Below are 12434 nucleotides of genomic sequence, written 5' to 3'. Positions count from 1 at the left end.
CCGAGTACGAACGCGACTTCTGGCAGAGCCAGGAACGAGCCCCGCAGTCCGCCTGAAACAAGATCACCGGACTCTACGAAACTCGGGGCAGCTCAACTCGCCCACCGAGCAACCGCTTTGGGCCGCCCGGTGACCACCACCGCCGTGTGCCGCATCGAACGCACCCCACGACGCCCCGGTATCGACGCCCTCGTCGTCATTGCGGTCGCGCTGCGCGTCTCGCCCTCCGCACCGCTGCGGGAGCCAACCGCCCCTAGCCGGGCCGGCACTGCCTCTCCCCGCCCTTCCGCGATCAACACCCAAGGCGCCGCCCAGGGATGCCAGTCCCGCGCGCCGGATAAGGAACGTTCTTGCACCGCTCCCATGCCTGCCAAGTGAGACACCCCTTGCAACAACCTGCAATACGCCGTGTCTCCGCGCCGGCCGCGCACGCCGCCGATACGCTGCCGCGCCTCCACCGCCCCGAGGAAGTCGCAGCTGTCCTCGGCTGCTCTGCCTGGTGGGTCAAGGACCGCGCCCGCCGGCGGCTCATCCCGTTCACCCGCGTCGGCCGCGCCTACCGCTTTACCGGCGAACACCTTGCTGAGATCGTCCGCATGTACGAAGAGCGTCCGGACCGGAAAGCGCAGCGTCCCAGGGGCATCGTTACGTCCGCTCCAAAGCCCGCAACGCGGCAGCGCACCGAGACAGCCACGCCCACCGTGCGTCTCAAGGCCCGCCCTCCTAGGCACAGGCTCAAGCCACAGTACGGAACCGCCGCCTAACGCAGCCCAGCACGAGAGAAGGGAGGGAGAACAGTGGGGTACGCCGAGAAGCGCAGCGGCTACTGGCGTGGCCGGTACAAGATCGAAGACGGCAAGTACGGCACGGTCGCCGATTCCGTTGGCGCCGTCGTCAAATTCGCGACCAAGCGCGAGGCTAAACAGGCTGCAGACGCGGAAGAAGTTGCCGTCCGGCGCGGCCAGTGGCTAGACCCGGGCCTGGGCCAGGAGACCTTCGGCGAGTACGCGAGTCGCTGGTACGCGGGTCAGGATCTGGCCGCCTCGACGATGCAGAACTACAAGCGCCATATCGAGGAGCACCTTCTCCCCGACTTCGAGGACAAGGCGCTCGCGGGCATCCTGCGTACGGACGTCGCCGCCTGGGAGAAGAAGGAGAAGGCGGTGTACGCGGCTTCCAGCGTCAAGACCTGGCGCTCGACGCTTCACCTGATCTTCGAGGATGCGATCGACGAGGGCCTAATTACCTCCAACCCTGCGGCCAAGCGCCGTGGGCGTGGCAAGCGCGCCGGCCGCTCCCGGGACCGTGGCCCGGAGAAGGTCGTCACCGACGCCCTCGGCATCCTGCTGACCGCCGAGCGGGCCGCCCTGCTGTCCGGACGTGACGACGAGTTCGTCGCTGTCGTCCTTAAGGGCTACACGGGGAAGCGCTGGGGCGAAATCGTCGGCCTGGAAACGGGGTTCGTTCGCCCCGGTGCGTTCCGCGTCGAGTGGCAGCTGTACGAGCTGGACACCGGCGAGATGGTGCGCTGTCCGCCGAAGGATGACAGCTACCGCACCATCGATTCGGTGGGCTGGCTGTCATCTCTGGTGTTCGACCACATCGCCCGTACGAAGCCGACGCCCTGCCCCTGCCATGGGAGGACGTACGTCTTTCGCGGCCAGGGGGCCGCGCGTACCGGCGGTCACCAGGGCGCGAAGCTCATCGACGTCGCGCGGGTGGCCGGGGTCTCCACGGGGACGGTTTCCAACGTGCTTAACCGTCCCGACCGCGTTGCCGAGGCCACACGGGTGCGGGTGGAGACGGCCGTTTCCAACCTCGGCTTCGTACGGGGTGGCGCGATGTCGGAGCACGCGGCGCACTGGCGCCGAAACGGCTTCGCCACCTGGCTGTTCACTCCGGCGGCCTCCGGCTGGTACCCGAAAAAGGCACCACAGGAGGCCCGTCCTGTGCCGCTGCTCGGCGAGCCGTGGCCGGGAGTTCCGGTGCGAGGGCGCGGCGCCGCCGGCCGGGCCGACGCCTGCTGGCTCCCGATCGCCAAGGGCCTTACGCCTCACGGTCTCCGCCACACCCACCGCACGATGATGGAGGACCTCGGCACCGAGAAGGTCCTCATGGACCAGCGCATGGGCCACATCGACAGCTCTGTCTCGGCGCGCTACGCGCACGTCACCGCCGGCATGCGTCAGCGCCTCACGCTCGGCCTGACCCAGCGGTGGGAAGTCGCTCTCGATGCACGTCGCGCCATGTGCTTGACCTCGCCAGTTCGAGTTCTCGATCGTCTGCTGCGATCGAGGGGATAGAGCGGCTGGCCGATTGGAAGAGACGGGACTGTCTTAAGGACAGCCCCGTCTCTTCTGTGTCGAGCTGCTAGTCCGCTCCCAGCGACGGGTCAGGGCCGAAGTCGGTAACCTTCATGCGGGCAATGCCACCGGGCGGACTGGTCAAGGTGCCGCGCACACGGACGGGTATTCCGGCGTCGTGGCAGTGCACGGCGGTGTGATATTCCCTATCGGGGAGATCCATCCATACGGTGCGGCTGCGACGCTGAATGAGTGTTTGGACCCCGACGCGGCCGGTGTCGTCATCTGGGTGGCGACTGAGGTCGGTGACCACGCCGTAGATCAGGTGTTCTCGGGTGTAGATCTTGGTTTTGAGCTGTTCGGACACCAGGTCGACGATCTCGATCGCTTCGCGGTTGAATTCAACATGTGCTGGTGTCCCTGGTGGTGGCGCAGCCACACGGGACCAGTTGAAGGCCACGTCGAACGAGCTGACGGAGTCTGTGTTCACCACTTTGGCGAGGGCTTGGCACAGTTCGTAGGAGACTCCCTCGCCGATGGAGTCGTTGATCTCGCTCGGCGTGGGCTCGTGGCCTGCACCTGCCATGTCCTCCAGCACGCCTAGCGCGCGAGACATCGTGGCAGTCACTCGGCGGTCGAAGAGGGTCTCCTCGATCTGGACGTCGATGTGATCTTGACCCGGTGAGTAGACGTCCTCAGGGGAGCGCGCCTGGCTAATGATGGGCACGATGTAGGAGCCGCGGCGGGTCTGGCCCAGGCGAACGTCTCGTGCCTGGTCACGTGCCCGGGTGGGGAAGTTGCGGAAGTGGCCTTGCCGTCGGATGGTCGCTGCGGCGGAGGCCACCCGAAGGCGTTTGGCGGAGACGAAGAGTTCGTACCCGGACTGAAGCGGGATCGATCCGTCGCTCATCGATGGGTGAGAGGCACGAAGGTCGGTGACGTCGTTGTAGACCGTGGCGATGGCGTCGTGAACCGTCTGGGTTTCTGCGAACTCGACCCTTGCCAGGTCTTGGACGAGGATCCGTGCCCTTTTGGCGAAGTCCGGTGCGCCGGGTTTCATCGGGACCAGGACGACCTCGTCCGCCGGCCCCGGAAGACTCCATAGCTCGGCGACATCCCCGCCCGACACCGGTGCCCAGCCGGTGACCTTGAGGTAGCTGCGAATTTCTTCTGGGCCGAAGTCTGGGGTGATGTCCGCCATGTCAGCTCAACCCCGGAGCAGCGCTGGTGGTCATGCGACGCGCGGCATCGAACATGGTGCCCATGGCCTTCACGGTGAGCTCCTGGTGCTCAGGAAGGTGGATCGCAGTAGTGGCGCTGCTGGCGGCCTGTCCCATGCCGTAAAGGGAGGACCAGTAGCCGTGGCAGGCGAGGACTATCGAATCCGGCTGGTGAGTGACCCAACGCCCGATGTCGGGCGGAACGATGAGCAGAGCGAGGTGACCAGGCGCTGAGCGCTCCGGGTCACGTAACTTGTCGTAGGTCTCGATGTCCAGGTCGAAGCTGTAGCCGCTCCTGATGGTGCGCGGGTTCTGTGTGCACTTGAGCTGAATATCGACCATGAGCCCGCGCGAGCGGAGTGTTACGTCGACTCCGTCCTTGTCCACGTTCCAGTCACAGATCGTGTACCCGCCCTGTGTGGCTAAGGCGTGCACATAAGCGCGGCTGACTTGCTCCTTCTGCCAACTCGTTGCCTCAGCAGCCATGCCCACCCCCCGGTTGCGTGTTCGCGAGGATAAGTGGGATCTCTGGGGGAGGGAATAGCGCCTCGCGGGGCTTGCGCCATGCCGTTCCTCGCCAAACACAACGGGGATGCTGATTGGCGATCGCACAGGCCCCGGGGCGTGACTGCGGATGTGTGCTCGTCGCAAGATGCGATACCGCTTGGGAGACCCCGACCAAGATCTTCTCCCAGATTTCTCCCAAACGATCACCGGAGACGCAGAAAGGGCCTGATCCTCACTGAGGATCAGGCCCTTGACCTGCTGATTTGGCTGTCGGGGTGGCGGGATTTGAACCCACGACCTCTTCGTCCCGAACGAAGCGCGCTGCCAAGCTGCGCTACACCCCGATGTCGCTCGTGTCGCTGCGACATCGATTACTTTAGCCCACCGGCGCCCGCAGGCGAAATCCGGTTTTGGGCGGTGCGGACCGGTCAGAGGCCGGGGGTCAGCGTCAGTAGCGTGGCCTCCGGGGGGCACGCGAAGCGAACCGGGGTGTAGCGGTTCGTGCCGCAGCCCGCCGAGACGTGGAGGTAGGACGTGTGGCCCCCGGCGTCGTACGTCGAGAGGCCCCTCGCACGGTCCGTGTCCAGGTCGCAGTTGGTGACCACCGCCCCGTAGAAGGGGATGCGGAGCTGGCCGCCGTGGGTGTGGCCGCCCAGGATCAGGGGGTAGCCGTCCGACGTGAAGGCCTCCAGCATGCGGAGGTACGGGGCGTGGAGCACGCCGATCGAGAGGGCCGCGTCCGGGTCCGGGCCGCCCGCGACCTCGGCGTAGCGGTCGCGCTTGATGTGGGGGTCGTCCACGCCCGTGAAGGCGATCTCGTGGCCGTCGATCTTGAGCCGGCCGCGGGCGTTGGTGAGGCCGACCCAGCCCGCCTCGTCGAAGGCGTCGCGCATCGGCTCCCACGGGTTGTGGACGACGTTGACGGCCGGCGCGTTGCCGTTCAGACCGTGCTTGCCCTGGGCCTTCTCGAAGATGTAGCGCGCCGGGTTGCGCAGCGCGGGGCCGTAGTAGTCGTTGGAGCCGAAGACGTAGACGCCCGGGAACTCCATCAGCGGGCCCAGCGCGTCGAGGACCTCCGGTACGCCCTCCGGGTCGGAGAGGTTGTCGCCGGTGTTCACCACGAAGTCGGGGCGCAGGCCGGCCAGGGAGCGGAGCCAGCGCTGCTTCTTGCGCTGGCCGCGGACCATGTGGATGTCCGAGACCTGGAGGACCCGCACCGGTCGCATGCCCTCCGGAAGTACGGGTACGGAGACCCGTCGCAGGCGGAAGGAGCGGGCCTCGAAACCGGCGGCGTAGGCGATGCCGGCCACACCGACGGCCGCGATTCCCGCGGTGACTTTCAGGGGGACTCCGTAGCGTGCGCGCATGGTGTCATCGTCGCAGATTCGGGACGCCAGCCCGGACGCCAGCCCGGACGCCCGCCCGGGGCACACCTCGGCGGCCCGGGAAACCGAACGGCGCGCCGTGGGGGGTACCTGACACACTGTCCGCATGACCACGCTCAAGTCCAAGCTGCACGACGACCTCATCGCCGCGATCAGGGCACGCGACGAGCTGCGCTCCGCCACCCTCCGGCTGACCCTCGCCGCGATCTCCAAGGAAGAGGTCTCCGGCAAGGAGGCGCGCGAGCTCTCCGACGACGAGGTGCAGAAGGTGATCGCCAAGGAGGCCAAGAAGCGCCGTGAGGCGGCCGAGGCCTTCGCGCAGGGCGGGCGGGCCGAGCAGGCCGAGCGGGAGAAGGCGGAGGGCGTACTGCTCGACGCGTATCTGCCGCAGCAGCTGACCGACGACGAGCTCGGCGTGATCGTCGCGCAGGCCGTGGGCGAGGCGAAGGCCGCCGGTGCCGAGGGGCCGCGCGCGATGGGCGCCGTCATGAAGATCGTCGGACCGAAGGTCGCGGGGCGCGCCGAGGGCGGCCGGGTAGCCGCCGCCGTCAAGCAGAGCCTGGCGGGGAGCTGAACCACCGAAACATGAGCAGGAGCATGAGAGGGGCTCCCGCCGATCCTTGATCGGCGGGAGCCCCTTCTTCGTTCACGCCCAGGCTGGACTGGGCGGACTGGTCGGACTAGTCGAACGTGCCCTCCGGGAAGCCCGGGAACGGATTGCCCCCGTCGTTGTCGCCGCCGCCCGGGTCACCCGGCAGCCCACCAGGACCGTTGCCCGGGTCCTGGTCGCCGTTGTCACCGTCGCCGCCGTCACCCGCGTCGCCGTCCCCGCCGCGGTTGTCGCCACCACCGTTGTCGTTCCCGCCGTTGTCCCTCGGACGGTCCCTGTCCCCGTCGCCCTTGTCCTTCTCCGGGTTCGGGATGTGGATGGTGTTGAACGGGGGCGCTTCCTTGCCGTCGAGCGCACCGCTCATCGCGTCGCGCCAGATGGGTCCGGGTACGGCGCCACCGAAGACCTTGTCGTGGTACTGGCCGCCGATGGTGATGTCCACCATCTTCTTCTTGTGTGTCGGGTCACCGACCCACACCGCGCCCGCCATGTTCGGCGTGTAGCCCACGAACCACGCGGCGAGCCGGAAGTCGGTCGTACCCGTCTTGCCCGCGCTCGGCCTGCTGCCGAGGCCGGCCTCCTGGCCCGTACCGTCCTCGACCACGCCCTCCAGCAGCGTGTTTATGGTGTCGGCCGTCTTCTCCGACATCGCCCGCGAGCAGGTCGACTTCGGGACGTCCATCTCCTTGCCGTTCGGGCCGGTGATCGACTCGATGGCGATCGGGGTGCAGTACGTGCCGCGGTTGGCGAACGTCGCGTACCCGGACGCCATCGTCAGCGGCGACATCTCCTGCGTGCCCAGCGTGATCGACGGCACCTGGTCGATCGGCTTGCCGTTGGCACGCTCGACGCCCATCTTCCTGGCCAGCTCGGTCACCGGGCAGACGCCGATCTGGCTGATCAGCTGTACGTAGTAGGTGTTGACCGACTTGGCGGTCGCTTCCTTCATCCCGTACGGGCCGACCTCGGTCTCGTTCTCGTTCTCGACCGGGACGCCCTGGTCCGTCCACGGGCCCTTGCAGGTCTGCACCGGGCTCGGGTAGTCCATCTGGTACGGCGAGGGGTACGACTGCGTCGGCTGGATGCCCTGCTCCAGGGCCGCCGCCGCGACGATGGGCTTGAAGGTCGAGCCCGGCTGATAGCCGGCGCCGCCGCCCATGCTCTCGTCGACGGACAGGTTCATGTACGTCTCGTTCTTGCCGCCGCCGTACGGCCGCGACTGGCCCATCGCGAGGACCTTGCCGGTGCCCGGCTCGACGATCGACAGCGCGGTGGCGACCTGGTCCGTCTTGTAGACGTGGTTCTTGATCGAGTCCTGCGCCGAATCCTGCGCCTGCGGGTCGAGCGTCGTACGGATGGTCAGACCGCCCTGGTTCCAGACCTTGGCCCGGTCCTCCTGCGTCTTGCCGAAGGCGGGGTCGGTGAGGAACACCTTCCGTACGTAGTCGCAGAAGAAGCCCGCGCCCTTGACCGCCGTGATGCAGCCGTTCTTGGGACGGCTCACCTTCAGCGCGATCTCGGTGTTCTTCGCGCGGTCGGCCTCGGCCTGCGAGATGTCCTTCACGTCGGCCATGCGCTGGATCACGGTGTTACGGCGCTTGGTCGCCTCCTCCGTGTCGTTCACCGGGTCGTACCGGCTCGGCGACTGGACGATGCCCGCCAGCAGCGCCGCCTCCTCCAGCTTCAAGTCCTTCGCGGACTTGGAGAAGTAGCGGTGCGAGGCGGCCTCGATGCCGTACGCCTGCTGCCCGAAGAAGGTGATGTTCAGGTAGTTCTCAAGGATCTTCTTCTTGCCCAGCTCCTCCTCGACCTGGATCGCGAACTTGAGCTCGCGGATCTTGCGGCCGATGGTCTGCTGGGTGGCCTGGGCGACCTTGTCGGGGTCGTCGCCGGCCTCCTCGACGAAGACGTTCTTCACGTACTGCTGGGTGAGGGTCGACGCGCCCTGGGAGACGCCGCCCGACTGCGCGTTGCGATTGGCCGCGCGCAGAACGCCCTTGAGGTCGACCGCCCCGTGTTCGTAGAAGCGCGAGTCCTCGATCGCGACGATCGCCTTCTGCATGTAGGGCGAGATGTCGGTGAGAGGGACCACGGTCCGGTCGCGCGAGTAGACGGTGGCGATGGGGCCGCCGTCCTTGTCGAGGATCGTGGTGCGCTGACTGAGCGGCGGCGTCTTGAGATTGGCCGGGATCTCGTCGAATCCCTCGACCGTTCCCTTGGCCGCCAGGCCCAGAACTCCGAAGGCGGGCAAGGCGATTCCCGCCAGTACGGCTCCCGCGAGCACACTGACACCGAGGAACTTGGCGGCCTGCTGGGTCCCGGTCAGACCGCCGCCCGAGCGCTTCTTTGGCATGACAGCAGCCTACGTTCTCAATCGCCGGACACACACAAAGGCTCTGGCCTAAGCTGCACCCAACTGTCACAGCAGTGCGGTTTCGCACCAAGTCTCCGACGTGAACATCCGGCTAACCGTAAAGCGTCGGAAGTCCCGTCCGATTCCGCCCGGTACGTCCTCTGACGTCCGTTGTAACTCAGGAGAGTTGACCCGACTTGTCGGGTTCGTCGCGTATGTCCTCGGGTCACTCCCCTGGGTGATCTGCCGCGTACGCATAGTCCGTTCGGGCCATTCAAGATTGGGCCCGAAGGGGGTGTTGTGCTGTGCCCACCTTCCGTAACGTCCTCAACTGGCAGCGGTGAATATGCCGCTTCCGCCGTGGGGGAGCCTCGATTCGGGAGAGGACGGCGCCGGGATGGGCTGGGTAACCGACTGGAGTGCGCAAGCAGCATGCCGCACTACCGATCCGGATGAATTGTTCGTACAGGGCGCAGCGCAGAACAGGGCCAAGGCGGTGTGCACCGGATGCCCGGTGCGGACGGAGTGCCTGGCCGACGCGCTGGACAACCGCGTCGAATTCGGCGTGTGGGGCGGAATGACCGAGCGGGAGCGACGCGCATTGCTGCGCAGACGCCCCACTGTCACCTCATGGCGACGGCTGCTCGAAACCGCACGCACCGAGTACGAGCGCAGCGCGGGCATTCTGCCCGCCGGCCTTGAGGACGACGACGAGACGTACGGCACGCGCCATTACGTCGACGTCATCGACGAGACATGGGCGGCGGTGGGGTAGGCCGCCGTACGGCAGGCAAGCGGGTAGGCGCGGGTAACGAGCACGCGCCGGCACCAAGCAGGCACGTGCGGCGCAGGCAGGTACCGATGCGCCGGTACCAAGCACGCAGGTATGCGGAGCACGCCCTGGCGGGCGCCCCACACCCGTCGGCTACGCGGCCCCGGTCGCCGCGCTCCCGCCCGCGAGGCGGTCACCGATGGTCCGGAGCCCGGCGAGGTCGTGTACGTCGCCGGGCAGCGCCCCCACCTCGGCCACCGGCACCTCCGGGTGGAGCGCGGTGAAGCGGTCTCGGGTGCGCTGCTCACGCTTGAGCACCTGCATTCGCTCGGCATGCAGGCGCAGCAGACCGGCCGTCAGCTGATTCACCGACGGCTGTTCGGGCGACTGTGATTCCGGTTCCTGGTGCGGGAGTTGGTCGGTCGTGTGGGGTGCCTGGGGGGCATCGGGAGAGGAGCCCGCGGGGGCAGCGGCCTCACGAACACCATTCTTCCCGTGCGCCTGATCCACAATGCGGCCCTCTTCAAGATTTTCCGCGGCGGCCCGCGCCCGCTCGGCCGACAGCCGGGCGGCGCCGCTGCCGTGCACGCGGTTGAGGACCAGACCGGCGAGCGGCATCCCCTCGGCGGCCAGCCGCTCAACGAAGTACGCCGCCTCGCGCAGCGCGTCCCGCTCCGGCGCCGCGACCACCAGGAACGCCGTGCCGGGCGCCTGGAGCAGCCGGTACGTCGCGTCCGCGCGGGTACGGAAACCGCCGAACATCGTGTCCATGGCGGCCACGAACGTCTGCACGTCGCGGAGGAATTGGCCGCCGAGCAGCTTCCCGAGGGTGCCCGTCATCATCGACATCCCGACGTTCAGGAACTTCATCCCGGCCCGGCCGCCCATCTTCGCCGGGGCCATCAGCAGCCGGATGAACTTCCCGTCCAGGAACGAGCCCAGCCGCTTCGGCGCGTCCAGGAAGTCCAGCGCGGAGCGCGACGGCGGGGTGTCGACGACGATGAGATCCCACTCGTCGCGGGCCCGCAGCTGACCCAGCTTCTCCATCGCCATGTACTCCTGCGTGCCCGCGAAACCGGCCGACAGGGACTGGTAGAAGGGGTTCTCCAGGATGGCGCGTGCCCGGTCCTGGTCCGCGTGCGCCTCGACGATCTCGTCGAAGGTGCGCTTCATGTCGAGCATCATCGCGTGCAATTCGCCGGGGCCCTCGACGCCCTTGACCTGCCGCGGGGTGTTGTCGAGCGAGTCGATGCCCATGGACTGGGCGAGCCGGCGGGCCGGGTCGATCGTCAGCACGACCACCTTGCGGCCCCGTTCCGCCGCCCGTACGCCGAGAGCCGCCGCCGTCGTCGTCTTGCCGACACCGCCGGAACCGCAGCACACGATGATGCGCGTCTGCGGGTCGTCGAGCAGCGGATCGACTTCGAGCGGGGCCGCCGCCGGGTCCAGAGTCATCAGGCCTCCCCAAGATTCCGTAGCTCCCCCGCCAGGCGGTACAGACCGGCGAGGTCCATGCCCTCGCCGATCAGGGGGAGTTCGTACGTAGGCAGCCCGAGCTTCGCCAGAAGGGCGCGCTGCTCGCGCTCCAGCTCCACGCGCTGGGCGTGCTCGGCGGCCTGCTCCAGGAGCGGTCCCACGAGCTTCGTGGGCGCGCTCACCCCGGCCGCCGCGAGCGCCTTGGTGACCTCCTTACGACGGTCGCCCGCCACACCGTTGACCGCCTCCTCGTCGAGGACGTGCGGCCGCACCATGTTCACGATCACCTTGCCGACGGGCAGTTCGGCGCCGCGCAGCTCGCCGATGCCGTCGGCGGTCTCCTGGACCGGCATCTCCTCAAGGAGGGTCACCAGATGCACGGCGGTCTCGGGGGACTTGAGCACCCGCATGACGGCCTGCGCCTGGTTGTATATCGGCCCTATCTTCGCGAGCCCGGCCACCTCGTCGTTCACGTTCAGGAAGCGGGTGATGCGGCCGGTGGGCGGCGCGTCCATCACCACGTAGTCGTAACTGAACCGGCCCCGCTTGTCGCGGCGGCGTACGGCCTCGCACGCCTTGCCCGTCAGCAGGACGTCCCGGACGCCCGGCGCGATGGTGGTGGCGAAGTCGATGGCGCCGATCTTCTTCAGGGCGCGGCCCGCGCTGCCGAGCTTGTAGAACATCTGGAGGTAGTCGAGAAGCGCGCGCTCGGCGTCTATGGCCAGCGCGTACACCTCGCCGCCGCCCGGGGCGACGGCGATTTTCCGTTCCTCGTAGGGAAGCGCCTCCGTTTCGAAGAGCTGTGCGATGCCCTGTCTGCCCTCGACCTCTACAAGGAGGGTGCGCTTGCCCTCCGTCGCGAGGGCGAGCGCGAGGGCCGCGGCGACCGTGGTCTTACCGGTCCCGCCCTTGCCGCTGACGACCTGGAGCCTGCTCACACATTCGAGCCTAACCAGTAAGGCCGCGGGCTACGCACGAGGTCGTCCGGAGGCTCCGTACGAGATCCTCCCCGGGCTCCGTACGAGGTCGTGGCGCGGTGCCGATACAGTCGGCCCATGACGAAGTGGGAATACGCGACGGTGCCTCTTCTCGTGCACGCGACGAAGCAGATTCTGGACACCTGGGGCGAGGACGGCTGGGAGCTGGTCCAGGTCATTCCGGGGCCGAACAACCCCGAGCAGTTGGTGGCCTATCTGAAGCGAGAGAAGTCCGCGTGAGCGGCGTGGCCGAGGCGGCCCTCGCTGAACTGGGGCTGACGGTTCCGCAGGTCGTACCGCCTCTGGCGGCGTATCAGCCGGCCGTACGGTCCGGGGTGTACGTCTATACGGCGGGGCAGCTCCCGATGGTGGACGGCAAGCTTCCGGTGACCGGCAAGGTCGGCGCCGAGGTGACGCCGGAGGAGGCCAAGGACCTCGCCCGGGTCTGCGCGCTGAACGCGCTGGCCGCCGTGAAATCCGTCATCGGCGACCTGGACCGCGTGGAGCGCGTCGTGAAGGTCGTGGGGTTCGTCGCCTCCGCCTCGGACTTCACGGGCCAGCCGGCCGTCCTCAACGGGGCGAGCGAGCTGTTCGGGCAGGTCTTCGGTGACAAGGGTGTGCACGCGCGCAGTGCGGTGGGCGTCGCCGTCCTGCCGCTGGACGCCCCTGTCGAGATCGAGATCCAGGTGGAAGTGGCCGCGGACTGAGCGGACCGCCCGCGAGCCCGGCCCGGCGGCCCCCCGGTCGCAGTGGGGTGTCGTCACGCCGTCCCGGGCCGGCTCCGCGCCCTCCCGGGGCCCCCGGGCCCCGGGAAAGTGGCTCTCGAACATC

General features: G+C 68.0%; 12 protein-coding genes and 1 tRNA gene. 6 read left to right on the top strand and 7 right to left on the bottom strand.

Annotation, left to right across the window (positions count from 1 at the left end; genetic code table 11):
• Positions 1-401 precede the first annotated feature (401 nt).
• Both ACIBBB_RS31445 and ACIBBB_RS31440 read left to right on the top strand, forming a co-directional pair.
• The gene (locus tag ACIBBB_RS31445) at positions 402-764 is read left to right on the top strand and encodes a helix-turn-helix domain-containing protein (RefSeq protein WP_398988034.1); all 363 of its coding nucleotides are present in this window, start codon (positions 402-404) and stop codon (positions 762-764) included.
• A 33-nt stretch (positions 765-797) separates the two neighbouring features.
• On the top strand, positions 798-2303 hold the full coding sequence (locus ACIBBB_RS31440; RefSeq protein ID WP_398988006.1) for a LacI family DNA-binding transcriptional regulator: 1506 nt from the start codon (positions 798-800) through the stop codon (positions 2301-2303).
• Between the two features lie 67 nt (positions 2304-2370).
• On the opposite strand, the gene ACIBBB_RS31435 is transcribed toward ACIBBB_RS31440, so the two are convergent.
• The 4 genes from ACIBBB_RS31435 to ACIBBB_RS31420 all read right to left on the bottom strand — a co-directional run bounded on the left by ACIBBB_RS31435 (position 2371) and on the right by ACIBBB_RS31420 (position 5397).
• Positions 2371-3504, bottom strand: coding sequence for a hypothetical protein (locus ACIBBB_RS31435; protein WP_398988004.1), 1134 nt, complete (start codon positions 3502-3504; stop codon positions 2371-2373).
• 1 nt (position 3505) lies between these two features.
• Positions 3506-4009, bottom strand: a complete 504-nt coding sequence (locus ACIBBB_RS31430; RefSeq protein ID WP_398988002.1) for a DUF4365 domain-containing protein — start codon at positions 4007-4009, stop codon at positions 3506-3508.
• 291 nt (positions 4010-4300) lie between these two features.
• A tRNA-Pro gene (locus ACIBBB_RS31425) sits at positions 4301-4374 on the bottom strand.
• 84 nt (positions 4375-4458) lie between these two features.
• Entirely contained in the window at positions 4459-5397 is a 939-nt protein-coding gene (locus ACIBBB_RS31420) for a metallophosphoesterase (protein ID WP_398988000.1), read from the bottom strand.
• 124 nt (positions 5398-5521) lie between these two features.
• On the opposite strand from ACIBBB_RS31420, the gene ACIBBB_RS31415 reads away from it, so the two are divergent.
• Complete coding sequence (locus tag ACIBBB_RS31415; protein WP_398987998.1) at positions 5522-5989, top strand: GatB/YqeY domain-containing protein; 468 nt, start codon at positions 5522-5524, stop codon at positions 5987-5989.
• Between the two features lie 106 nt (positions 5990-6095).
• On the opposite strand, the gene ACIBBB_RS31410 is transcribed toward ACIBBB_RS31415, so the two are convergent.
• Positions 6096-8378 carry a transglycosylase domain-containing protein gene (locus ACIBBB_RS31410; protein WP_398987996.1) on the bottom strand — a complete coding sequence of 761 codons (2283 nt, stop codon included), beginning with the start codon at positions 8376-8378 and terminating at the stop codon, positions 6096-6098.
• 397 nt (positions 8379-8775) lie between these two features.
• Between ACIBBB_RS31410 and ACIBBB_RS31405 the strand changes: the two genes are divergently transcribed.
• On the top strand, positions 8776-9153 hold the full coding sequence (locus tag ACIBBB_RS31405; protein ID WP_398988032.1) for a WhiB family transcriptional regulator: 378 nt from the start codon (positions 8776-8778) through the stop codon (positions 9151-9153).
• A gap of 150 nt (positions 9154-9303) precedes the next feature.
• Here ACIBBB_RS31405 and ACIBBB_RS31400 read toward each other — a convergent pair whose 3' ends face one another.
• Together ACIBBB_RS31400 and ACIBBB_RS31395 are read right to left on the bottom strand one after the other, a co-directional pair.
• Positions 9304-10605, bottom strand: coding sequence for an ArsA family ATPase (locus ACIBBB_RS31400; protein ID WP_398987994.1), 1302 nt, complete (start codon positions 10603-10605; stop codon positions 9304-9306).
• A complete protein-coding gene (locus ACIBBB_RS31395) occupies positions 10605-11564 on the bottom strand; it encodes an ArsA family ATPase (RefSeq protein WP_398987992.1) in 960 nt (319 codons plus the stop codon). Before ACIBBB_RS31395 ends, ACIBBB_RS31400 begins: the two co-directional genes overlap by 1 nt.
• A gap of 117 nt (positions 11565-11681) precedes the next feature.
• On the opposite strand from ACIBBB_RS31395, the gene ACIBBB_RS31390 reads away from it, so the two are divergent.
• A complete protein-coding gene (locus ACIBBB_RS31390; protein ID WP_023539689.1) occupies positions 11682-11843 on the top strand; it encodes a DUF4177 domain-containing protein in 162 nt (53 codons plus the stop codon).
• Complete coding sequence (locus tag ACIBBB_RS31385) at positions 11840-12310, top strand: RidA family protein (RefSeq protein WP_398987990.1); 471 nt, start codon at positions 11840-11842, stop codon at positions 12308-12310. The genes ACIBBB_RS31390 and ACIBBB_RS31385 overlap by 4 nt, the downstream gene beginning before the upstream one ends.
• The last annotated feature ends 124 nt before the right edge of the window (positions 12311-12434 follow it).

The sequence above is a fragment of the Streptomyces sp. NPDC051217 genome (genome assembly GCF_044455465.1).
Lineage (GTDB): Bacteria > Actinomycetota > Actinomycetes > Streptomycetales > Streptomycetaceae > Streptomyces.
Note: the sequence above shows the minus strand (reverse complement) of the source record. Positions and strands in the feature narration are given on the sequence as shown.

What these genes read in the sequence shown, in the direction of transcription:
- ACIBBB_RS31410 (WP_398987996.1), bottom strand. Translation starts at nt 8,378, where the DNA reads ATGCCAAAGAAGCGCTCGGGCGGCGGTCTGACCGGGACCCAGCAGGCC.
- ACIBBB_RS31390 (WP_023539689.1), top strand. Translation starts at nt 11,682, where the DNA reads ATGACGAAGTGGGAATACGCGACGGTGCCTCTTCTCGTGCACGCGACG.
- ACIBBB_RS31400 (WP_398987994.1), bottom strand. Translation starts at nt 10,605, where the DNA reads ATGACTCTGGACCCGGCGGCGGCCCCGCTCGAAGTCGATCCGCTGCTC.
- ACIBBB_RS31420 (WP_398988000.1), bottom strand. Translation starts at nt 5,397, where the DNA reads ATGCGCGCACGCTACGGAGTCCCCCTGAAAGTCACCGCGGGAATCGCG.
- ACIBBB_RS31415 (WP_398987998.1), top strand. Translation starts at nt 5,522, where the DNA reads ATGACCACGCTCAAGTCCAAGCTGCACGACGACCTCATCGCCGCGATC.
- ACIBBB_RS31430 (WP_398988002.1), bottom strand. Translation starts at nt 4,009, where the DNA reads ATGGCTGCTGAGGCAACGAGTTGGCAGAAGGAGCAAGTCAGCCGCGCT.
- ACIBBB_RS31405 (WP_398988032.1), top strand. Translation starts at nt 8,776, where the DNA reads ATGGGCTGGGTAACCGACTGGAGTGCGCAAGCAGCATGCCGCACTACC.
- ACIBBB_RS31435 (WP_398988004.1), bottom strand. Translation starts at nt 3,504, where the DNA reads ATGGCGGACATCACCCCAGACTTCGGCCCAGAAGAAATTCGCAGCTAC.